Annotated in this window: 17 protein-coding genes and 1 pseudogene; 14 read left to right on the forward strand and 4 right to left on the reverse strand. The window is 73.3% G+C overall.

What is annotated here, in order from left to right; all coding sequences use genetic code 11:
* From ACV530_RS30925 to ACV530_RS30940, 4 genes and pseudogenes are all read left to right on the forward strand, one after another.
* Positions 1 to 305, forward strand: a pseudogene (locus ACV530_RS30925) (flavodoxin-dependent (E)-4-hydroxy-3-methylbut-2-enyl-diphosphate synthase); the annotation flags it as partial.
* 151 nt (positions 306 to 456) lie between these two features.
* On the forward strand, positions 457 to 1302 hold the full coding sequence (locus ACV530_RS30930) for a GNAT family N-acetyltransferase (RefSeq protein WP_494335972.1): 846 nt from the start codon (positions 457 to 459) through the stop codon (positions 1300 to 1302).
* A 47-nt stretch (positions 1303 to 1349) separates the two neighbouring features.
* Positions 1350 to 1883 (forward strand): GNAT family N-acetyltransferase, encoded by a 534-nt coding sequence (locus tag ACV530_RS30935; protein WP_494335973.1) that lies wholly within the window; start codon positions 1350 to 1352, stop codon positions 1881 to 1883.
* 180 nt (positions 1884 to 2063) lie between these two features.
* On the forward strand, positions 2064 to 3755 hold the full coding sequence (locus ACV530_RS30940) for a proline--tRNA ligase (RefSeq protein WP_494335974.1): 1692 nt from the start codon (positions 2064 to 2066) through the stop codon (positions 3753 to 3755).
* A 21-nt stretch (positions 3756 to 3776) separates the two neighbouring features.
* On the opposite strand, the gene ACV530_RS30945 is transcribed toward ACV530_RS30940, so the two are convergent.
* The 3 genes from ACV530_RS30945 to ACV530_RS30955 are packed head-to-tail and all read right to left on the reverse strand — an operon-like array spanning position 3777 to position 5646.
* Positions 3777 to 4712, reverse strand: a complete 936-nt coding sequence (locus ACV530_RS30945) for an aminoglycoside phosphotransferase family protein (RefSeq protein WP_494335975.1) — start codon at positions 4710 to 4712, stop codon at positions 3777 to 3779.
* Positions 4713 to 4741: 29 nt separating this feature from the next.
* A complete protein-coding gene (locus ACV530_RS30950; protein WP_494335976.1) occupies positions 4742 to 5164 on the reverse strand; it encodes a ferritin-like domain-containing protein in 423 nt (140 codons plus the stop codon).
* A complete protein-coding gene (locus ACV530_RS30955; RefSeq protein WP_494335977.1) occupies positions 5161 to 5646 on the reverse strand; it encodes a hypothetical protein in 486 nt (161 codons plus the stop codon). Before ACV530_RS30955 ends, ACV530_RS30950 begins: the two co-directional genes overlap by 4 nt.
* Positions 5647 to 5824: 178 nt before the next feature.
* On the opposite strand from ACV530_RS30955, the gene rimP reads away from it, so the two are divergent.
* The 9 genes from rimP to ACV530_RS31000 all read left to right on the forward strand — a co-directional run bounded on the left by rimP (position 5825) and on the right by ACV530_RS31000 (position 17939).
* A complete protein-coding gene (rimP, locus tag ACV530_RS30960; RefSeq protein ID WP_494335978.1) occupies positions 5825 to 6340 on the forward strand; it encodes a ribosome maturation factor RimP in 516 nt (171 codons plus the stop codon).
* 2 nt (positions 6341 to 6342) lie between these two features.
* Complete coding sequence (nusA, locus tag ACV530_RS30965; RefSeq protein WP_494335979.1) at positions 6343 to 7332, forward strand: transcription termination factor NusA; 990 nt, start codon at positions 6343 to 6345, stop codon at positions 7330 to 7332.
* Between the two features lie 180 nt (positions 7333 to 7512).
* The gene (locus tag ACV530_RS30970) at positions 7513 to 7794 is read left to right on the forward strand and encodes a YlxR family protein (protein ID WP_494335980.1); all 282 of its coding nucleotides are present in this window, start codon (positions 7513 to 7515) and stop codon (positions 7792 to 7794) included.
* A 166-nt stretch (positions 7795 to 7960) separates the two neighbouring features.
* Complete coding sequence (infB, locus tag ACV530_RS30975; RefSeq protein WP_494335981.1) at positions 7961 to 11011, forward strand: translation initiation factor IF-2; 3051 nt, start codon at positions 7961 to 7963, stop codon at positions 11009 to 11011.
* 132 nt (positions 11012 to 11143) lie between these two features.
* Complete coding sequence (locus ACV530_RS30980; protein WP_494335982.1) at positions 11144 to 11440, forward strand: DUF503 domain-containing protein; 297 nt, start codon at positions 11144 to 11146, stop codon at positions 11438 to 11440.
* A gap of 21 nt (positions 11441 to 11461) precedes the next feature.
* Complete coding sequence (gene rbfA / locus ACV530_RS30985; RefSeq protein ID WP_494335983.1) at positions 11462 to 11923, forward strand: 30S ribosome-binding factor RbfA; 462 nt, start codon at positions 11462 to 11464, stop codon at positions 11921 to 11923.
* A complete protein-coding gene (truB, locus tag ACV530_RS30990; RefSeq protein WP_494335984.1) occupies positions 11920 to 12822 on the forward strand; it encodes a tRNA pseudouridine(55) synthase TruB in 903 nt (300 codons plus the stop codon). Before rbfA ends, truB begins: the two co-directional genes overlap by 4 nt.
* Positions 12823 to 13087: 265 nt before the next feature.
* Complete coding sequence (locus tag ACV530_RS30995) at positions 13088 to 16927, forward strand: serine protease (RefSeq protein ID WP_494335985.1); 3840 nt, start codon at positions 13088 to 13090, stop codon at positions 16925 to 16927.
* A gap of 58 nt (positions 16928 to 16985) precedes the next feature.
* A complete protein-coding gene (locus tag ACV530_RS31000) occupies positions 16986 to 17939 on the forward strand; it encodes a bifunctional riboflavin kinase/FAD synthetase (protein WP_494335986.1) in 954 nt (317 codons plus the stop codon).
* 280 nt (positions 17940 to 18219) lie between these two features.
* On the opposite strand, the gene ACV530_RS31005 is transcribed toward ACV530_RS31000, so the two are convergent.
* A complete protein-coding gene (locus ACV530_RS31005; RefSeq protein WP_494335987.1) occupies positions 18220 to 20835 on the reverse strand; it encodes an SCO5717 family growth-regulating ATPase in 2616 nt (871 codons plus the stop codon).
* Positions 20836 to 21149: 314 nt separating this feature from the next.
* Between ACV530_RS31005 and ACV530_RS31010 the strand changes: the two genes are divergently transcribed.
* A complete protein-coding gene (locus tag ACV530_RS31010; protein WP_494335988.1) occupies positions 21150 to 21983 on the forward strand; it encodes a protein kinase family protein in 834 nt (277 codons plus the stop codon).
* The last annotated feature ends 2 nt before the right edge of the window (positions 21984 to 21985 follow it).

Consider the following 21985-nt stretch of genomic DNA (forward strand, 5'->3'; position numbering starts at 1 on the left):
AGCTGGCCGACGAGGTGACCGCGGGGCTCGAGGGCATGGAGGTCCCGCTGCGGGTGGCGGTGATGGGCTGTGTGGTCAATGGTCCGGGTGAGGCTCGTGAGGCCGACCTCGGTGTCGCCTCCGGCAACGGCAAGGGGCAGATCTTCGTCAAGGGCGAGGTGATCAAGACGGTGCCCGAGTCGAAGATCGTCGAGACCCTCATCGAGGAAGCCATGAAACTCGCCGAGCAGATGGAGAAGGACGGCGTCCCCTCCGGCACTCCGACGGTCATCGCCTCCGGCGAGGACGAGGCCGGCGCCAGCTGACGCGCCCCGCGTACGGCAGTGCTCCGCCCGCAGCGGCGGAGCACCGTCGTCTTCCCACCTCAAGGGGGGTACGCGCGGGAACCGAGCAGGTACAGTTCCAGGACCTGTTCCCCCTTGGCCTCCGGCCCGCGACGGTGAGGCAACCCGACACGTGTTGACGACGACCACCACCAAGGTCCTGGAACCCGGCGAACTCGACGCCGCTCTGGCCGTCCTCGACCGTGACCCCGTCGCCAACGCCTTCGTCACCGCACGCGTGCGCATCGCCGGTCTCGACCCGTGGCGGCTCGGCGGCGAGATGTGGGGCTGGTACGCGGGCGGGCGCCTCGAATCGCTCTGCTACGCCGGTGCCAACCTCGTCCCCATCTGCGCGGGCCCCGAGGCCGTACGGGCCTTCGCCGACCGCGCACGCCGCTCCGGCCGCCGCTGCTCCTCCATCGTCGGCCCCGCCCCCTCCACCGCCGCCCTCTGGTCGCTCCTCGAACCCCACTGGGGCCCCGCCCGCGAGGTCCGCGCGCACCAGCCGCTCATGGTCGCCCGCGCCATGCCCCCGGACATCGAGCCCGACCCGCTCGTCCGCCGCGTCCGCAAGGACGAGATGGACGTCGTCCTCCCCGCGTGCGTGGCCATGTTCACCGAGGAGGTCGGCGTCTCGCCGCTCGCCGGTGACGGCGGACTCCTCTACCAGGCCCGCGTCGCCGAACTCGTCGGTTCCGGACGCTCGTTCGCGCGCGTCGAGAACGGCCGCGTCGTCTTCAAGGCGGAGATCGGCGCCGCCACCGACCGGGCCTGCCAGATCCAGGGCGTCTGGGTCGCCCCCGAACACCGGGGCCGCGGCCTGTCCGTCACCGGCATGGCCGCCGTGCTGCGCTATGCCCTGCGCGAGGTCGCCCCGGTCGCCAGCCTCTACGTCAACGACTACAACGCCGCCGCGCGCGCGGCCTACCGCCGCGTCGGCTTCGAGGAAGTCGGCGCGTTCATGAGCGTGCTGTTCTGACCCGTTCCGGCCCACGGACCCGGCATCCCGCCAGGTAGCCTCCCGGCATGGATGACATCGTGGTCGGGCCGCTCGACCTCGCCGCGCGGGTGGACGACGCGCTGGCCGTGCAGGCACTCGCCTTCGGGCTCACCGCGGAGGAGGTCGGCGTCCGGCGGCACATCGTGCTGCGACACCTCACCAGCCCAGGTGCCCGCGCCCTCGGTGCGACGACGGAAACGGGACGCCTCGTCGGCTTCGTCTACGGCATGCCGAACGACCGCACCCACTGGTGGTCCACGGTCGTCGAACCGTATCTGCGGGCCACGGGGTGCGAGGAGTGGCTCGACGACTCCTTCGTCATCACCGAACTGCACGTCCACCCCGCCTTCCAGAACCGGCGGATCGGCCGCACGCTCATCACGGAGCTCACCGCGGACGCGCGCGAGCCCCGCTCGATCCTCTCCGCCCTCGACATCGAGAGCCCGGCGCGGGCGCTCTACCGCAAGCTCGGCTACCGCGACCTGGCCCGGCAGGTGAGCTTCCCGAGCGCGGCGAGTCCTTACGCGGTGATGGGCGCGCAGTTGCCGTTGCTGCGGTGACGGTGCGTCGGCCGGGGGTCCGGGGGTTGCCCCCGGGTGATGCGGTCCGAGCGCGGCGAGTCCTTATGCGGTGATGGGCGCGCAGCTGCCGCTGCTCCGCTGACAAAAAAGCGGTACCTCGCCGCCGTCGGCCGCGGCTACTCTCCTGGCACTTCGTACCTTTCCCGCAGGAGACCCACCATGGCCCGAGTCCAGCGCATGTCCGCGACGATGCTCAAGACGCTGCGCGACGACCCGGCCGACGCGGAGACCGCCAGTCACAAGCTGCTGGTCCGCGCCGGCTACATCCGCCGTACGTCCGCGGGGCTCTGGACCTGGCTGCCGCTCGGCAAGCGGGTGCTGGACAACGTCGCGCGCGTGGTGCGGGAGGAGATGGACGCCATCGGCGGCCAGGAGGTCCTGCTGCCCATGCTGCTCCCCAGGGAGCCGTACGAGGCGAGCGGGCGCTGGGAGGAGTACGGCGACCTCCTCTTCCGGCTGCGGGACCGCAAGGGCGCGGAGTATCTGCTCGGGCCCACGCACGAGGAGATCGCCACCCTCACGGTCAAGGACCAGTGCACGTCCTACAAGGACCTGCCCGTGATCCTCTATCAGATCCACACGAAGTACCGTGACGAGGCGCGGCCCCGCTCGGGCGTGCTGCGCGGGCGCGAGTTCCAGATGAAGGACTCGTACTCCTTCGACACCACCGACGAGGGCCTCGCCGAGTCCTACCGGCTGCACCGCGAGGCGTACGTCCGGATCTTCGAGCGCCTCGGGCTGGACCACCGCATCGTGTCCGCCGTGTCGGGCGCGATGGGAGGCTCGGCGTCCGAGGAGTTCCTGGCCCCGGCAGCGGCGGGGGAGGACACCTTCGCCAACTGCCCGGCCTGTGGCTACGCGGCCAACACCGAGGCCGTCACCGCGGTCGTGACACCTCCGGCCGCCGAGGAGCACGGCCCCGTCGAGGAACTGGCCACGCCGGACACCCCCACCATCGAGACGCTCGCCGCGCACCTGGGCATCCCCGCCTCGGCCACGCTCAAGAACCTCCTCGTCAAGGTCGACGGCAAGATCACGGCCGTCGGCGTGCCGGGCGACCGCGAGGTCGACCTCGGCAAGCTCGCCGAGCACCTGGCACCCGCCGTCGTGGAGCTGGTCACGGCCGAGGACTTCGCGGACCGGCCCGAGCTCGTACGCGGCTACGTGGGCCCGCAGGGCCTGGACCTGCCCTACATCGCCGACCCGCGCGTCGCACCCGGCACCGCCTGGGTCACCGGCGCCAACAAGCCGGACACGCACGCGCGCAACGTGGTGTGCGGGCGCGACTTCACGGTCGACCGCCACCTCGACGTCGTGGTGGTCGAGCCGGGCGACCCCTGCCCCCGGTGCGGCGAGGGGCTGGAGCTGGACCGGGCGATCGAGATCGGCCACATCTTCCAGCTGGGCCGCAAGTACGCCGACGTCTTCGGGCTCGACGTACTGGGCCCGGAGGGCAGGCCCGTACGGGTCACGATGGGCTGTTACGGCATCGGCATCTCCCGCCTGGTCGCCGCCCTCGCCGAGCAGACCCACGACGAGGCCGGCCTGTGCTGGCCCCGGGAGGCCGCCCCGGCGGACGTCCACGTCGTCGCGGCGGGCAAGGCACTGCAGACCGAACTCGCCCTGGAGATCGCGGAGAAGCTGGGCCGGGCGGGCGTCCGGGTGTTGGTCGACGACCGCGCCGGGGTGTCGCCGGGCGTGAAGTTCACCGATGCCGAGCTCATCGGTGTGCCGGCCATCCTCGTCGTGGGCCGCCGAGCTGCCGAGGGCGTGGTCGAGCTGAAGGACCGCCGCACCGGGGAGCGCGAGGAGCTGACCGTCGACGAGGCCGTCGGACGGCTCGTCGGCTGAACCCCGTCGGTTGAACCCCTGTCAGCTGACCAACCCGGCGAATTCCAGCAGGAGTTCGCCCGCCGGGCGGGCGCCGAGCGCGAGCTCGCGCACGCCCGCTTCGGTGGCCCGGAAGACCGCCCAGCCGCGCAGCCGGTCGCGGTCGACGTCCAGCGAGTCGGCCAGCTTCGTCACCCGCCGCCGGGCGGTGGCCGTCGCACCGGGCAGGGCCAGCAGCGTGTCGAGCCGGTCCCGGACCGGCCGGGCGAGGTCGTACGCCCGCTCGCCCACGAGCGGGCGCGGGCCGACGGCCAGCCATGGGGTGCGCTCGCCCGCCAGCACCTTGCCCTGGTGGTAGTCGCCGTGCAGCAGCCGGGGCGGCTCGGCCGCCCCGGCGGTCAGCGCGTCCCGCAGCTCCAGCGCCTCGTCGATCAGCGTCCGCGCGTCCGCCGCCCACGGCTGCTCGCGGTGCTCGCGCAGCACGTCGGCCGCCGCCGCGGTGTGGTCGGCCACCGTCGGGAAGCGGTGCCCCGGGGGAGGCTGTACCCACAGCCGCTGCAGGGTCGCCGAGGCCTCCAGGACGGCCTTCGGCTCCGGCAGGGACCGCAGGTTCACATCGCCGTGCAGCCGCTCCAGGAGCAGCGCGCCCGCCTCCGGCTCGGCGCGCAGCGTCCGTACCGCGCCCAGGCCGCCCCAGTGCGCCAGTGCCGCGCACTCGAGTGCTGCCGTATCACCCGGCGGGGTGAGTTTGAGGGCGGCCGGGGTGCCGTCCGCCTGCCGTACGAGGACGACCATGCTGTTGCGCCCGCCCGGAGTCTGCACTCGTTCGGGTGTCAGCTCCCAGCGCTCCAGGTACTCCTCAGCGGTGGCCGGCAGTGCCGCGAGCCACTGCCGTGCGGCGTCCCCGTGGGCGGGGTCACAGCCCAGGGCGCGTACCAGCCGCTCCGGCGGTTCGAGGCGGTCGTTCGCGTTGCCCATCCCCGTGCTGTCCCTTTCGTTGTCACTGGTCAGGCCCGTTCGGCGAGCCCTGGGAAGGCTACGCTGCCACCTCGCCAGCGCACCGCCCGCACCGCCGCCTCGCGCAGCGCCGCCGCCGCGTCGCCGCGCACCGAGCCCTCGGCGGCGCGCACGAGATCGGCGTAGACGCCCGCCACCCGGCTCTCCAGCTCCGCCGCGAGCCGCAGCGCGGCGTCCGCGTCCGGCACCGGGAACGGCAGCGCGTACGCGGGAGCCGCGGCCTCGGGCCGCCCGCCCAGGTCCCGTACGGTGCGCGACATCGCGTCCCGCCGCGCCCGGTGCGCGTCGTACGCCTCGCGCGCCTCCTTGGCCCGGGCCCCGGCCAAGTGGGCGCCGGCGACCCCGTATCCGTACACGGCGGCGTGCTCGGCGGCGAGCGCCGCCTGGGCCGCCGCGAGGGCACCGTCCGTCATGAGTCCTCTCCCAGCAGCCAGATGTGGGCCGCGCCCGCCGCAGCGACGGAGGCCAGGAGCCGGGCGAGCTCGGGCGAGGCGGAGCCGAGGGCGGCGGTACGGGTGTCGGCGGTGCGCCGCTCGGCGTCCGCGAGGGCGGCGAGAGCCGCCTTCTCGTCCGCGGGGACGGCGGTACGGGGAGCCGGTGACGCCGAGGCCCGCGGCCCGAACGCCTCGGCGTGCCGGGCCACTTCGGCCCGCAGCGGGCGCAGCCGGGGGGCGAGACCGGAGTGGGCGGCGAGGGTCGCGTCGTAGTGGTCCAGCAGCGCCGCCGAGTCCGCGGTGGCGCGGGCGCGCAGCCGCCGGTCGGCGGTGGCGCGTTCGTCTGCTGCGTCGTGCGGGCCCGTGGAGCATCCGGACAGCAGCAGGGCCGCCGCACCCCCTGCCAGAACCCCGCGTCTGCGCGGGCCGTCGCCGCCCCGCGTCGTCGTCGTGAACGGCACGATCCTCTTTCCGCCGAGCCTCAGTTGATCACCGCAGGTGAGCGTACCGGCGTGCGGGAGGGTGCCGGTGTACCCCGTGGGCGCTGCACCGAATCGTCAGTCGGCTGTCGGAACAGATAGGCTTTGACCTGACACGCGACTTTCCCACAACAGCACACGCGGCCGAGGAGTCACCCGGATGAGCACCACCCAGAGCGAGCGGCTGCGCGAGCTGCTCGCCCCTCTCGTCAGCGCACGGGAGCTGGATCTGGAAGAGGTCGACGTGACACCGGCGGGCAAGCGCCGTGTGCTGCGTGTCGTCGTGGATTCCGACGAGGGCGTCCAGCTGGACGAGTGCGCCGAGCTGAGCCGCGAGGTCTCGCAGCTGCTCGACGAGACGGACACGATGGGCGGAGCCCCGTATGTCCTGGAGGTCACCTCCCCCGGCGCGGACCGCCCGCTGACCCACCACCGCCACTACGTCCGGGCGACCGGCCGGCTGATCAAGGCACAGCTCACCGAGGGCGGTGAGCTGGTCGCGCGGATCACGGCCGTGGACGACGAGGGACTCGACCTCGAGGTGCCCGGAGTCAAGGGCCGCAAGCCCACCGCCCGCCGACTGGCCTTCGACGAGATCGCCAAGGCCCGGGTGGAGATCGAGTTCAACCGCAAGCCCGCGCAGAGCGCGGGCGACGAGAGCCAAGAGGAGGCGTAGCCGTGGACATCGACATGAGTGCCCTGCGGGGTCTGGTGCGAGAGAAGGAGATCTCCTTCGACCTGCTGGTCGAGGCGATCGAGTCGGCCCTCCTCATCGCCTACCACCGCACCGAGGGAAGCCGCCGGCGGGCCCGCGTGGTGCTGGACCGCCAGTCCGGCCATGTGACGGTCTGGGCCAAGGAGGACCCGCAGGATCTCGAGGAGGGCGAGGAGCCCCGCGAGTTCGACGACACCCCGTCCGGTTTCGGCCGGATCGCCGCGACCACCGCGAAGCAGGTCATCCTCCAGCGTCTGCGCGACGCCGAGGACGAGATCACTTTCGGTGAGTTCGCGGGCCGCGAGGGCGACGTCGTCGCGGGCGTCGTCCAGCAGGGCAAGGACCCCAAGAACGTCCTGGTCGACATCGGCAAGCTCGAGGCCATCCTGCCGGTGCAGGAGCAGGTGCCCGGCGAGGAGTACAAGCACGGCACGCGCCTGCGGACGTACGTCGTCCGGGTGGCCAAGGGTGTCCGCGGCCCGTCCGTGACGCTCTCGCGCACCCACCCGAACCTGGTGAAGAAGCTCTTCGCCATGGAGGTCCCGGAGATCGCCGACGGTTCGGTGGAGATCGCCGCCATCGCCCGCGAGGCCGGTCACCGCACCAAGATCGCCGTCCGGTCCACCCGGTCCGGGCTGAACGCCAAGGGCGCCTGCATCGGCCCGATGGGCGGCCGGGTCCGCGCGGTGATGGCCGAGCTCAACGGCGAGAAGATCGACATCGTCGACTGGTCGGACGACCCCGCCGACCTGGTGGCGCACGCCCTGTCGCCCGCGCGGGTGAGCAAGGTCGAGGTCGTCGACCTCGCCGCGCGCTCGGCCCGGGTGACCGTGCCCGACTACCAGCTCTCCCTCGCCATCGGCAAGGAGGGACAGAACGCCCGTCTCGCCGCCCGGCTCACCGGCTGGCGGATCGACATCCGTCCGGACACCGAGCCCTCGGACCAGGCGTAGCGGACGGGAACGGTCACGGCGTGCCGGAGCGGTCGGGGGGCGCGCGGAAGCGGTCCCCCCGACGGTGACGGAAAAGCCGTGTGACATCCGGTCCCGGGACCGGGATCATGGTTGAAGCGGAAGCGCTGCCGATCTGTGCCCCAAAGGGGTGAGGTTGGCGCGGGGAGGTAGACTTAAGCAGTGTCTGGCCGGACGCATGCCCGCGCATGCCCTGAGCGCACCTGTGTGGGGTGCCGGGAGCGAGCGGCCAAGGGTGATCTGCTGCGGATCGTGATGATCGAGGGAACCTGTGTCCCCGATCCTCGCGGTACGCTGCCCGGCCGGGGTGCCTCTGTGCACCCCACACTGGTCTGTCTCGAGCAGGCGGTCCGCCGCCGGGCGTTCTCCCGGGCCTTCAAAAGCCCGGGGCCGTTCGACACCGCGGAACTGCACCGGTTCGTCGAGCGGATCGAACAGCAATAGATCGAACAGCAATGTTCGGCCCCGCCGCAGGTGGGGATGGTCCACGTCAGGTACCTCGCGAGTTGGAAGTAGGTCGAGATTGCGATGAGCACTCGATGAGTACGCGATGAGTACGCCCATGAAGTAGCGACGGTCCGGTTGACAACCCGGACCTAGAAGGAGCGAAGTGGCTAAGGTCCGGGTATACGAACTCGCCAAGGAGTTCGGAGTGGAGAGCAAGGTCGTCATGGCCAAGCTCCAAGAACTTGGTGAGTTTGTCCGTTCGGCGTCCTCGACGATTGAGGCGCCGGTCGTCCGTAAGTTGACTGACGCGCTGCAGGGACCCGGTGGCAACGCCGGCAAGTCCGGTGGCGCCAAGCCCGCGGCGCCGCGCAAGGCCGCGGCCCCGAAGCCGGGCGCGCCCACTCCGGGCGCCCCTCGGCCCGCCGCCCCGGCGCCCAAGCCGGCGGCAGCCCCCACCACCCCCAAGCCCGCAGGCGCCGCCCCGGCGCCCGGCCCGCGTCCGGGTCCCAAGCCCGCCCCCGCGGCTCCGGCTCCGGCCAAGCCCGCTCCGGTCACCCCGGTGCCGGCGGCCGAGTTCTCCGCGCCCCCGGCGCAGCCCGCGGCCCCGTCCGCGCCGCGTCCCGGTGGTGCCCCCGGCCCGCGTCCGGGTGGTGCCCGTCCGGGTCCGTCCGGCCAGCAGGGCGGCGACCGTCGTGGTCAGCGTCCCGGCCAGGGCCAGGGCGGTCCGCGTCCGGGTGCCCGTCCGGCCGGTCCGCGTCCGGGCAACAACCCCTTCACCTCCGGTGGCTCCACCGGCATGGCCCGTCCGCAGGCCCCGCGCCCGCAGGGGCCGCGTCCCGGCGGCGGCCAGGCCGGCCCCGGCGGTCCGCGTCCGCAGGGCGGTCCCGGCGGCGCTCCGCGTCCGCAGGGCGGTGCCCCGCGTCCGACTCCGGGCGGCATGCCCCGTCCGCAGGCTCCGGGCGGCGCTCCGCGCCCCGGCGCCCCGGCGGGTAACCGTCCGAACCCGGGCATGATGCCGCAGCGTCCGGCTGCCGGCCCGCGTCCGGGCCCCGGTGGCGGCGGTCGTGGTCCCGGTGGCGGCGGCGGTGCCGGTCGTCCCGGCGGCGGTGCCGGTCGTCCGGGCTTCGCCGGCCGTCCGGCCGGCCCCGGCGGCGGCGGTCGTCCCGGTGGCGGCGGCGGCTTCGCCGGTCGTCCCGGTGGCGGTGGCCCCGGTGGTGGCGGCGGCTTCGGCGGCGGTCGTCCCGGCGGCTTCGGCGGTCGTCCCGGTGGTCCGGGTGCCCGTGGTGGCACGCAGGGTGCCTTCGGCCGTCCCGGCGGTCCGGCCCGTCGTGGCCGCAAGTCCAAGCGTCAGCGGCGCCAGGAGTACGAGGCCATGCAGGCCCCGTCCGTGGGCGGCGTGATGCTGCCGCGCGGCGGCGGCGAGACCATCCGTCTCTCCCGTGGTGCCTCCCTCACCGACTTCGCGGAGAAGATCGGCGCCAACCCGGCGTCGCTCGTCGCCGTGATGATGAACCTCGGCGAGATGGTCACCGCCACGCAGTCGGTCTCGGACGAGACGCTCGAGCTGCTCGGCGGCGAGATGAACTACACCGTTCAGATCGTCAGCCCGGAGGAGGAGGACCGCGAGCTGCTCGAGTCGTTCTCCATCGAGTTCGGTGAGAACGAGGGCGGCGAGGAAATGCTCGTCTCCCGTCCGCCGGTCGTGACCGTCATGGGTCACGTCGACCACGGTAAGACCCGACTGCTCGACGCGATCCGCAAGACGAACGTCGTCGCGGGCGAGGCCGGTGGCATCACCCAGCACATCGGTGCCTACCAGGTCGCCACCGAGGTCAACGGCGAAGAGCGCGCGATCACCTTCATCGACACCCCGGGTCACGAGGCGTTCACCGCCATGCGTGCCCGTGGTGCGAAGTCGACCGACATCGCGATCCTCGTGGTGGCGGCCAACGACGGTGTCATGCCGCAGACGATCGAGGCCCTGAACCACGCCAAGGCGGCCGACGTGCCGATCGTGGTCGCGGTCAACAAGATCGACGTCGAGGGTGCCGACCCGACCAAGGTGCGCGGTCAGCTCACCGAGTTCGGTCTGGTGGCCGAGGAGTACGGCGGCGACACGATGTTCGTCGACATCTCCGCCAAGCAGGGCCTGAACATCGACAGCCTGCTGGAGGCCGTGGTCCTCACCGCGGACGCCTCGCTCGACCTGCGCGCCAACGCGGAGCAGGACGCGCAGGGCATCGCGATCGAGGCCCACCTCGACCGTGGCCGCGGCGCCGTGGCCACCGTGCTCGTCCAGCGCGGTACCCTCCGCGTCGGTGACACGATGGTCGCCGGTGACGCCTACGGTCGTGTCCGCGCGATGCTCGACGACAAGGGCCAGAACGTCGAGGAAGCGGGTCCGTCGACCCCCGTCCTCGTCCTGGGTCTGACCAACGTCCCGGGCGCCGGCGACAACTTCCTCGTCGTCGACGAGGACCGTACGGCACGCCAGATCGCCGAGAAGCGCGCTGCGCGCGAGCGCAACGCCGCCTTCGCCAAGCGCACCCGCCGGGTGTCCCTCGAGGACCTCGACAAGGTGCTCAAGGCCGGTCTGGTCCAGGACCTCAACATCATCATCAAGGGCGACGCGTCCGGTTCGGTCGAGGCTCTTGAGTCCTCGCTGCTCCAGCTCGATGTGGGCGAGGAGGTCGACATCCGCGTGCTGCACCGTGGCGTGGGTGCGGTCACCGAGTCGGACATCAACCTGGCGACCGGCTCCGACGCCATCGTCATCGGCTTCAACGTCCGCGCCGAGGGCCGTGCCACGCAGATGGCCGAGCGCGAGGGCGTCGACGTCCGGTACTACTCGGTCATCTACCAGGCGATCGAGGAGATCGAGGCGGCCCTGAAGGGCATGCTGAAGCCGGAGTACGAAGAGGTCGAGCTCGGTACGGCGGAGATCCGCGAGGTCTTCCGCTCGTCCAAGCTGGGCAACATCGCGGGTGTCCTCATCCGCTCCGGCGAGGTCAAGCGCAACACCAAGGCGCGCCTCATCCGCGACGGCAAGGTCGTGGCCGAGGACCTCACCATCGTCGGTCTGCGTCGCTTCAAGGACGACGTCACCGAGATCCGCGAAGGCTTCGAGGGCGGTATCAACCTCGGAAACTTCAACGACATCAAGATCGACGACGTCATCGCGACGTACGAGATGCGCGAGAAGCCGCGCGGCTGATCGCACTGACCGTATCCGGGGCCGGTCGGCGGGAAATCCGTCGATCGGCCCCGGCCGTTGCGTGTACGGTTCGAATGAGCCGTGCGAATCACGGATACCTGAGGCCCCACGGGTGGCATGAACCCGCATTGCATGTACGTAGGGACGCTGTCCTTCGACCTCCTCCTCGGCGACGTCCGGTCGCTGAAGGAGAAGCGCTCCGTCGTCCGTCCGATCGTCGCCGAGCTGCACCGCAAATACGCGGTGAGCGTGGCGGAGGTCGGAGACCAGGACCTGTACCGCAGAGCCGTCATCGGCCTGGCGGCGGTCTCCGGGGACGCGGTGCACCTCACGGACATACTGGACCGCTGCGAGCGCTGGGTCGCCGCACGTCCTGAAGTGGAGCTGCTGTCGGTGCGGCGGCGGTTCCACGGCGAGCACGACGACTGAAACAAGTAAGGAGACGGACCAGTGGCCGACAATGCGCGGGCGAAGAAGCTGGCGGACCTCATCCGGGAGGTGGTCGCCCAGAAGCTGCAGCGCGGTATCAAGGACCCGCGCCTCGGCACGCACGTGACCATCACGGACACCCGGGTCACCGGCGACCTGCGGGAGGCGACGGTCTTCTACACGGTCTACGGCGACGACGAGGAGCGCGCGAGCGCTGCCGCCGGGCTGGAGAGCGCCAAGGGCATGCTGCGTTCCGCGGTGGGCAAGGCGGCGGGCACCAAGTTCACCCCGACGCTGACGTTCGTGGCGGACGCGCTGCCGGAGAACGCCCGGACCATCGAGGACCTCCTCGACCGGGCGCGCTCCTCCGACGCGCAGGTGCGCGAGGCGTCCTCCGGCAAGACGTTCGCCGGTGAGGCCGACCCCTACCGGAAGCCGGAAGAGGCCGGGGCCGCCGAGGACGGGGACACGACCGCCGAATGAACCGCAAGTCCACCACGCCGGACGGCTTGATCATCGTCGACAAGTCGGCCGGCTTCACCTCGCACGACGTCGTCGCCAAGATGCGCGGCATCGCCCGTACCCGGCGCGTCGGCCATGCGGGAACGCTCGACCCGATGGCGACCGGCGTGCTCGTCCTCGGCGTCGAGCGGGCCACCAAGCTGCTCGGTCACCTCGCGCTGACCGAGAAGGAGTACGTGGCCACGATCCGTCTCGGCCAGAACACCGTGACGGACGACGCGGAGGGGGAGATCACCTCCTCCGCGGACGCCTCCGGGGTCACCCGCGAGGCCATCGACGCCGGTGTCGCCAAGCTCACCGGCGCGATCATGCAGGTCCCGTCGAAGGTCAGCGCGATCAAGATCGACGGGAAGCGCTCGTACAAGCGGGCGCGCGAGGGCGAGGAATTCGAGATCCCCGCCCGCCCGGTGACGGTGTCCTCCTTCGCCGTGCACGCCGTGCACCCGGCCGAGGCCGAGGACGGCACCCCGGTGCAGGACCTGCTGGTCTCCGTCGTCTGCTCGTCCGGCACCTATGTGCGCGCCCTCGCGCGCGACCTCGGTGCCGACACGGGCGTGGGCGGCCACCTCACGGCGCTGCGGCGCACCCGCGTCGGCCCGTACGGGATCGGCGAGGCCCGCACGCTCGAGGCGCTCCAGGAGGAGCTCACCGTGATGCCGGTGGCGGACGCGGCCACCGCGGCGTTCCAGCGCTGGGACGTGACCGAGGAGCAGGCGCGGCTGCTGGGCAACGGCGTACGGATCCGGATGCCGCTCTTCGACCGGCCCGGAGCGGTCGCGGTCTTCGGCCCGGACGGCACCTTCCTGGCCCTGGTCGAGAACCAGGGCGGCCGGGCGAAGAGCCTCGCGGTCTTCGGCTGAACCGGGGCTGAACCGGGGCTGAACCGGGGCTGAACCACCGTCGGGCGGGGACCGCGGTCCACCGCGTTCCCCGCCCGACGACCCCCCTCACTCGCTGTCTATCCATCTGATACGCAGGATTCACCCCAACGGGCAGGCGCTCGGAGTGAACCAGGGGGGTGGAAGGGGGCGCGTTCGGCCCGCGATCTGTCCCGCGGATCAACCGCTGCCTACCGTCGGAACGCACGCACGTACGGGCGTACGACATGGCGGGGAGGTTCGGCGGATGAGCGGTCGGCGGACCGATGCGGACGAATCACTGGTGCGTATCACCGATCTGGCCGGGCGGCCGCGTGGCACGGGTTTTCCCGTCGACGACCGCTCCACCCTGATGACCAGCCACGAAGCCGTCGACGGCCTCGCCTGCCTGGTCCTGCACGCACCCGGTGAGCGCACCGTGGTCGTCGGCTCCGACGCCGTGACCCCGCTGCCGGAGTGCGACCTCGCCCTCATCCGTACCGAGGGGCTCGACATGCCGCCGCTGGCCGTCGCGGCGGCGAAGCCCGTCGCGTGCGGCACCAAGGTCCGGCTGCGTGCCGGACGCTGGCACCAGGCGCAGGTCGTCGGCAGCGCCGTGGTGACCTACACGGCGACCGACCGCTTCCATCTGCTCGGCACCGCGCTCGAGTTGTCGATCACCGAACGCGCCGCGCTCCGCCTCGGCGACGAGGCCACCGGCGGGCCCGTGCTCGACGCGAAATCCGGATCCGTGGTCGCTGTCCTCGGTACCGCGCTCCAGGCCGACCGCGAGGCCGCCGGATTCGCGATCCCCCTGCACGCCACCGCCGCCCGGGCGGGCGGCACGCTCGCGGAGATCCTCGAGCGCAACGCCGCGACCGTCCCCGCCTACGGCCCCGACCTCAACCTCGCGGGCGCCCTCCAGCTCACGGCCACCTCCCTGGGGTCCGTCGTCACCCCCCGCGTCTGGCGCGACCCGGTCGAACGCCCGGAAACGGAGCGGGAGTTCACCGCCTTCCTGGACGGCCGGGAGGACGGCGCACCCCGCGTCCTCGGCCTCGTCGGCGAACCCGGCACGGGCCGGACCACCGAGCTCGGCGCACTCGCCGGGCGGCGGGCGCGCGGCGCGGAGCCCGCGCCCACGCTCTGGCTGCGCGGCGCGGACCTCCGCGCGGACGACGAGAGCATGCGCGACGCCATCGCCCGCGCGCTGCGCGCCGCCGGCCGGATCGTCGCCGCCTCCGCCGGGTCCACGGTCACGGTGGCGGACATCTCCGCCGCCACCCCCGACGCCGTCGCCGAGCTCGCGCACCGGGCCGGGCGGCCCCTGCTCGTCCTCCTCGACAGCCCCGAGGAGATGCCGCCCCTCCTCGCCCACGCCCTGCCCGCCTGGACGGAGGCGACGGCCGCGTGGCTGGAGAAGGCCGGCGCCCGGCTCGTCGTCGCCTGCCGGCCGGAGCACTGGGAGACGGCCGGCGACCTCTTCCCGCCCGCCCTCCTGTACACCCCCGCCGCCACCCTCGGCGCCGCGGACACCGGAGCCGGCGCACCGTCCTCGCCCGCCCTCCCGGCGTGCGTCCGCCTCGGCGACCTCACGCCCGGCCAGGCCGCCGCCGCCCGCGGCGGCTACGCCCTCCCCGCGGACGCCGTCGACCCCGCCGACGCCTGCCACCCCCTGGCGCTGCGCCTGCTCACCGAGGTCCGCGCCGCGCTCCCGGCCGGTGCCGGCCGGGCCGCCGACCGGGGCCTCCCCGACCGCTGGGACATCTTCTCCGCCCACCTCGACCTGATCTGCCTGCGCATCGCCGTACGGCTCGCCGCGGCCCGCAGGCCGCAGCTGCGCGGCACCGCGGTGCGCAGGCTCGCCGCGCGGGTCGCCGGACAGGTGCACGAGGCGGCCCGGCTGTGCCTGGGCCCGGGCCAGGGCGAGCTGGAGCGCGACGCCTTCGAGGAGCTGTTCCCCTGGCGCACGGGCTGGGCCTCGGCGGTGCTCACCGAGGGCCTGCTCGTCCCGGCGGGCTCCGGCTACCGCTTCGCCCACGAGGAGTTCGCGGACTGGCTGCACGGCACCCATCTCGACCTCGACGCTGCCCTGCAGGCCCTGGTCCACCGCTGGTACGAGGCCGCCTCGGCGTCCGCCCCGCCCGCCGAGGCGGTCGTACGGCTCCCGTCCCGCCGCGGCGGCGGGCCCGCCCCCGGACCCGGCGGCCATGTGCCGCCCCCGCCCGGCTCCGGCCGCTCCGGCCGTACGGGGCGCCGCAAGGGCCGCCGCGGCGGGACGGAGACGCGGGAGGCGCCCAGAGCCCTGCCCGTGCCCCGGCACCGCATCGGCCCCGTCCTCCAGGCGCTCATCATGCTCGCCCGGCGCTCCGGCCCCGCCGAGCTCTCCCGCCGCCTCACCGCCCTGGTCCACGCGGTGGAGACCCTCGTGCCGAAGAAGGACGACCGCGAGGGGTACGGGCACGCGCTCACCGACCCCGCCTGGTGGGCGGCGCACCTGCTCGCCGAGACCCTGCTGCGCGTCCCCGACGCCACCCCCTACCTGGGCGTCCTGCGGCTCCTCGCCGACCGCCTCACCGCCTGCGCCCGGCTCGTCGGCGGCTTCGACAGCGGAGCGACCGACACCCTCGGCGGCCTCACCGAGTTCGGGCCCGCCTTCTGGCTGCGGCTGCGCCTCGGCCTCGCCGACCGCCTCGACCTGCTGCGCCGCCTGATCCCCGCCGACCGCCCGCCCTCCGGCGGCCCCCCGGCGAACCGCTGCGACCGCTTCCTGCCCTCGGCCGTCTCCCTGCTCCTCGAGGACCCGTGCGCCGCGCAGACCCTCGTCTGCCGCTGGTTCACCGACGACCGCCCGCTGCTCACCGCCCCTGGCGACGGCACCGACGTCGAACCGCTCACCGTCGCCGCCGCGGCCCAGGCCCTCCTGCACACCCACCGCCGGCGCGCCGTGGACGACCTCGCCGACGCGCTCGTCGCCACCGCCCACCCCCGCGCGGACGAACTGCTGGCCGCCCTCGCCGAGGACGAGACCTCCGCGCTCTGCCGCGCCGTGGACCGCTGGGCCCACGACGACCGCGTCGAACTGCACGTCGCCGCCGCCGCGTACGGCATCAAGGCGGCCCCCCACGTCACCACCGACGCCGACCGCGAGCTCCTGCGCTACGCCGCTCTCGCCCTGCTGGAGCGGTCCTCCGCGGAGGCCCTGCACGGCACCGCGCTCGCCGTCCTGCTGCGCGACCGCGCCACCCGCGCCAAGTACCTCCCGCAGGCCGTCGTCCGCTTCGCGGCGGGCGACCCCCACCTGCCGCCCGCCGCCCTGGCCGTCGCCTTCCCGACCCACTCCGAACCCGTCCTCGCCGCCTTCCGCGCCCGCCTCTACGAGCCGGGCGACGGCCCCGCCGCCATCCTGCGCACCCTCGCCGAGGCCACCACGCCCGGCCTTGCCCGCCGGGCGGCTGCCCTGGTCAGGGAGCACCTCGAGCACTGCCCCGAGGGCGCCGGGCACGCCGCGGAGTTCGTCGAACGGCGCCTGGAGTACGGCCCCGGCGCCCGCGCCGTCCTCCTCCCGCTCGTCACCGACCTGCTGCGCACCCGCCCCGCCCAGGTCCGCCGCGCCCTCGCGCCCGTCCTCGCCGCCCCCGGCACCGCGCGCTCGCGCGCGATGCGCCAGGAACTGCTCGAGGTGCTGCTGGAACGCGAGGAGAAGGGACCGTACGAGGAGGGCGTGCTCGACGCCCTGCTGCGCGCCCTGGCCGAGGGCGCCCCGGAGCGTGCCGAGGCGCGTACGCGCGAGCTCGTGCGCCGTACCGGGGAGCTCATGGTCCGCACCCCGGAGGGCTCCGCCTGCTTCGACCGCAGGCTGCTGCAGCTCGCCCGGGAGGTCCCGGTGTTCGGCGCGCAGGTGCGCCGGTGGCTGAAATCGGCGCCCGCGCAGTGGGAGGAAGTGGTGGGCGCGCGTGCCCGGATCCGGCTCACCGCCGGGGTCGCCGAGCCGGAAGCCGAGCACGGGGCCGCCGCCGACGAGGCCGACGGGAAGGAGGAGACGGGGGAGGGGACCGAGGGGGCACCGGCCGATGCGGACCGCCGACAACCGGCATGGCACTCTTAGACCTGCGTTATTCAACAGACAAGAGTTCGGGTTTCGGGTTCGGCGAGGAGCGGGCACAGTGCAGCGCTGGCGTGGCTTGGAGGACATCCCCCAGGACTGGGGGCGCAGCGTCGTCACCATCGGCTCGTACGACGGGGTGCACCGCGGGCACCAGGTGATCATCGGTCGTGCCGTGGAACGGGCGCGTGAGCTCGGGGTGCCCTCGGTCGTGGTGACCTTCGACCCGCACCCCAGCGAGGTCGTCCGGCCCGGCAGCCACCCGCCGCTGCTGGCCCCGCACCACCGCCGCGCGGAGCTGATCGAGCAACTCGGTGTGGACGCGGTGCTGATCCTGCCGTTCACGGCGGAGTTCTCGAAGCTGTCGCCCGCCGACTTCGTGGTGAAGGTCCTGGTCGACAAGCTGCACGCCAAGCTGGTCGTCGAGGGCCCCAACTTCCGCTTCGGCCACCGGGCGGCGGGCACGGTCGGCTTCCTCGAGGAGCTCGGCGCCACCTACGACTACGACGTCGAGGTGATCGACCTCGAGGTCAGGGGCGAGGGGGACATCGGGCAGCCGTTCTCGTCCACGCTGGTCCGGGGCCTGGTCGCCGAGGGCGACGTCGCGGGCGCCCGGGAGATCCTCGGCCACCCGCACCGCGTCGAGGGCATCGTGGTCCGCGGCGCACAGCGCGGCCGCGAGCTGGGCTTCCCGACCGCGAATGTCGAGACCCTCCCGCACACGGCGATCCCGGCGGACGGGGTCTACGCGGGCTGGCTGGTCGTCGGCGGCGAGTCGATGCCGGCGGCGATCTCGGTCGGTACGAACGTGCAGTTCGACGCGACCGAGCGGACGGTCGAGGCGTATGCGATCGACCGGGTCGACCTCGACCTGTACGGCCTGCACGTGGCCGTCGACTTCCTCGCGTACCTGCGCGGCATGGAGAAGTTCGACTCCATCGAGGCGTTGCTCGAGCGCATGGCGGAAGACGTCAACCAGGCCCGCGCCCTGACCGCCGACCGGCTCGACGCCTGAGGCTGCGGGGGTGGGGGTGGTCGCCCCGGCCCCACCCTTTCGCCGTTTCCCGGGGCTGCGCCCCCGGACCCCGTTTCGGGGGCTTCGCCCCCTGGCCCCCTTGTCGCGGCTTCGCCGCTCGGCCTCAAGCGCCGGCCGGGCTACAAGTCAGCCCGTCCGGCGTTTGAGGACAACCGCGCGGAGCGCGGTTTCGGGGCCCGGGGCGGAGCCCCGGAAGAAACGGTGAAAGGGCGGGGCAGGGGCACAACTCCCCACCCCGCCCCACCCCCACCCGCCACCACTACTGCTGCGGATACCCGTACCCACCCGGCTGAGGCGGCTGCGGCTGCTGAGGCCACCCACCCTGCACCGGCGGCTGAGGCTGAGGCTGCTGCGGGTACCCCGCCGGAGGCGCCCCGTACGGGTTGTACGGCCCCGGCTGCTCCGGCGCCGCATACCCACCCTGCACCGGCGGCTGAGGCTGCGGCTGCTGCGGCGCAGGCGCAGCCATCGGCTGCCCACCCCCACCCCACAGCCCCTGCTGCGCCCGCACAAAGTCCTCCGCGACCATCGACGCAAGCGTGAAGTACGCCTCACGCGTCTTCGGCCGCATCATGTCGAGATCCAACTCCGCACCCGCCGCCAGGTGTTCATCGAACGGCACCACGATGACACCCCGGCAACGGGTCTCGAAGTGGGACACGATGTCCTCGACCTTGATCATCTTTCCGGTCTCGCGGACCCCCGAGATGACCGTGAGGCTCCGCGCGACGAGCTCGCTGTAGCCGTGCGCGGAAAGCCAGTCCAGCGTGGTGCTGGCGCTGCTCGCGCCATCCACCGACGGAGTCGAGACGATGATCAACTGGTCGGCGAGATCGAGGACCCCGCGCATCGCGCTGTAGAGGAGACCGGTACCCGAGTCGGTGAGGATGATCGGGTACTGCCTGCCCAGAACGTCTATCGCCCGCCGGTAGTCCTCGTCGTTGAACGTCGTCGAGACCGCCGGGTCCACGTCGTTGGCGATGATCTCCAGCCCGGACGGCGCCTGCGACGTGTAACGGCGGATGTCCATGTAGCTGTTGAGCCGGGGGATCTCCGACACGAGGTCACGGATCGTCGCACCCGTCTCGCGCCGCACACGGCGGCCGAGCGTGCCCGCGTCCGGGTTGGCGTCGATCGCGAGGATCTTGTCCTGACGCTCGCTGGCGAGCGTCGAACCGAGCGCCGTGGTCGTGGTCGTCTTGCCGACGCCGCCCTTGAGGCTGATGACCGCGATGCGGTAGCAGGAAAGGACGGGCGTACGGATCAGCTCCAGCTTGCGCTGCCGCTCGGCCTCCTCCTTCTTGCCGCCGAACTTGAACAGGCCGCCGCCGCTCTGCTTCTTCGGCTTGGGCTTGCTCTTGAGCAGACGCTCCGACGACAGCTCCACCGCCGCGGTGAAGCCCAACGGCGCACCGTGCACGGACCGCTGACGCTGCTCGGGCGTCACGGTGGGCCAGCCGCCGGTACGCGGGTCGGCGGGCGCGGCAGGCGGAACGGGCTGCTCCGCGGCGGCCCGGGGATCCTGCACGGGAGCGGGAGCGGGAGCGGGCTGCGGCTCGGCCGGCGGCGCCGGCGCGACGGCACCGTTCGGATCGGCCTCCGGGCGCGGATAGCCGTAACCACCCTGCTGCGGACCGGGGTTGGGGGCGGGCAGCGCCCAAGGCGCCGGTGCGACGCCATCCGGCTCGGCCGGAGGCGCGGGCTGCGGCGCAGGCGCGGGCGCAGGCGGGGTCCATGCCGCCGGTGCGGCGCTCTCCGGTGCGGCCGGGAGCGCGGGTTGCGGTGCGGCTTGCTGCACCGCGAGCTGAGGCGGCACGCCCTGCGGCGGGGCCACCTGCGGCGGCTGACCGTAACCGGTTTTCGGCGCAGGCAGGTTGTAGGCCGCCGGCGCGGCAGGCTGCGGAAGCCCGTACCCCTCCGGCACAGAGGGCGGCACGACAGGCCCCTGCGCATACGGCCCCGGCTGCCCGTAACCGACCGGCGGAGGCGGCACCGCAGGGACACCCTGCGGCGCGCCGGAGTTCGCGGCGGGCGGCGCCATTGGCGCAGGAGCGGGCGGGGTCCAAGGCGCCGGTGCGACGCCGTCCGGCTCGGCCGGGGGCGCGGGCTGCGGCGCGGGCGCCGAGGCATCCGGCGCCGGAGGCGGCACCGGCAGCGGCGCGGGCGGAACCGGGGACGCGGGCTGGAAGTCCGGCGGGAGCGGGGGCAGGGAAGCCTGCGGAACGGACGGCGGAGTCCACGACTCCGTCGAGGCGTTCGGCTCGTCCGGCAGTGAGACCGGCGGCTCCTCGGCCTTCGCCTCCTCCGCTCCGCTCTCCGCGGCGACCTTGCTCCGCAGCGCCGCCGCGGAGAACCGCATCGTGCCCTCGCTGCGCAGACTGCCGTCCGTCACCTCGGGGACAACGTCCGCACCAGCGTCGGCACTGGCATCGGGACGCGAACTATCCACCGGAGCATCAGACTTATCCGGTTCGTCCGTCTTGCCCATGCGCTCCGTGATCTCGTTCAGCAGCTCGGAAGCGGACAGCCGGAGCGTCCCGTCACGCCGGACGCGCGCACCCTCGGGCGTCGCGTCCGCCACCGGGGCGGCATCGGCCGGAGCCGGAGCAGGAGCCGCATCGACCGGCGCGACTGGTGCGATCGGTGCGACCGGTGGTACGGACGGTGCAGGCGGCGGGGGCGGCGGCGCGGCAGCCGGACCCGGCGCCCCGCTGGACGGCGTGGTCTGCATGTACCAGGCGGGCGGCGTGTAGTCGATGGTGAACTCGCCGGTCCGTTCGTGCTCCTGCTCCGCGTCCCGCTCGTGACCGGCGTCGGACCGGTTCTCGCCGCCATTGACCCCGGCCGCGCGGATCTCGTCCCGATCGCTGCTCACATTGCCTCCTGCTGGTATGGCCCGGCACCCCGTGAAATCACTTGTCGGGAGCGGGCCGTTCCCGTGGTCCGACGGCCCCGGAACCCTGTCGCTGACCACGCTGCGGTCCGGCTCCGGCGCCGACTTCTCAAGTGCGTACAGTCATCAAGACTAATCGTCATTAGTGACACTGCGGCAGGCCCGCTGACCTCATCCGCCCGCGCGGTGTGTCACTGCTTCCCAGGGTGCCGTGGAGACCATGGGTGCCGTCAATCCCGGATTGACGTATGAGTAGGCTCCTGTCTCCGCAATACCGACTTGGGGGGACACAACGCATGGAACCGCTCCGCCTGGGCGACCCGGAACAGATCGGCCCCTATCGGGTGCTGGCCCGGCTGGACGCATGGTTGAGCGATGCCCCGCCCGCCGAACACCGCTTCATTGCGCGCAGCGCGAACAGCGACCGTACGGTCCTGATCCGCACCCCGCAGGACGGTGTGGACGTACACCGCGCCGCCGCGGAGGCGGAGGCCGCCCGGAGGCTGCCCGCTCCCTGGCTCGCCGCCGTGGACGAAGTGGCGCCGGGCTGGCACGCCGGACCGTACGTCCCCGCCGTGCCGTTGCCCGCCGCGCTCACCGCGCACGGCGGACCGCTTCCCGAGCGCACGGTCGTCGCCCTGGGTGCCGCACTCGCCGAGACGCTCGTCACCCTGCACCACGCGGGCATCACCCACGCGGGCATCTCCCCGTCGGCGCTCCTCCTGGCCGCCGACGGCCCCCGGCTCACCGCTTTCGGCGCGACGCGCGCAGCGGCACCCGACGGACCGCACCCGCAGCCGCAGCCGACGGACGACGTCCACGCGCTGGGCAGAGTGCTGGCCCATGCGACGGCAGGACGCACGCTCCCGGAACGCCTCCGCGCCCTCATCTCCGCATGCACGGCCAGTAATCCGCATAGCCGCCCTCAAATTACCCAAATCCTCCAGGAATTGACCGCCCCCGTCGGCGGCTTCGGTCCCGCACCGCAGCCGTACGCCCCGCACGCGACCATGCCGAACGGCGGGCACGCGGCCGCGCTGTTCGGGCCGGGCTGGCTGCCGCCCCGGGTCATCGCCGAGCTGACCCGGCAGTCGTCCGCACTGCTTGCCATGGAAACCGGGACGGACTGACC

The sequence above is a fragment of the Streptomyces sp. SX-6 genome, assembly GCF_059089585.1.

Bases quoted from the DNA above. Each gene is read 5' to 3' on its own strand.
- truB (WP_494335984.1), top strand. From the start codon at position 11,920: ATGAACCGCAAGTCCACCACGCCGGACGGCTTGATCATCGTCGACAAG.
- rimP (WP_494335978.1), top strand. From the start codon at position 5,825: ATGAGCACCACCCAGAGCGAGCGGCTGCGCGAGCTGCTCGCCCCTCTC.
- ACV530_RS30940 (WP_494335974.1), top strand. From the start codon at position 2,064: ATGGCCCGAGTCCAGCGCATGTCCGCGACGATGCTCAAGACGCTGCGC.
- ACV530_RS30950 (WP_494335976.1), bottom strand. From the start codon at position 5,164: ATGACGGACGGTGCCCTCGCGGCGGCCCAGGCGGCGCTCGCCGCCGAG.
- ACV530_RS31010 (WP_494335988.1), top strand. From the start codon at position 21,150: ATGGAACCGCTCCGCCTGGGCGACCCGGAACAGATCGGCCCCTATCGG.
- ACV530_RS30980 (WP_494335982.1), top strand. From the start codon at position 11,144: ATGTACGTAGGGACGCTGTCCTTCGACCTCCTCCTCGGCGACGTCCGG.
- ACV530_RS30935 (WP_494335973.1), top strand. From the start codon at position 1,350: ATGGATGACATCGTGGTCGGGCCGCTCGACCTCGCCGCGCGGGTGGAC.
- ACV530_RS30995 (WP_494335985.1), top strand. From the start codon at position 13,088: ATGAGCGGTCGGCGGACCGATGCGGACGAATCACTGGTGCGTATCACC.
- ACV530_RS30945 (WP_494335975.1), bottom strand. From the start codon at position 4,712: ATGGGCAACGCGAACGACCGCCTCGAACCGCCGGAGCGGCTGGTACGC.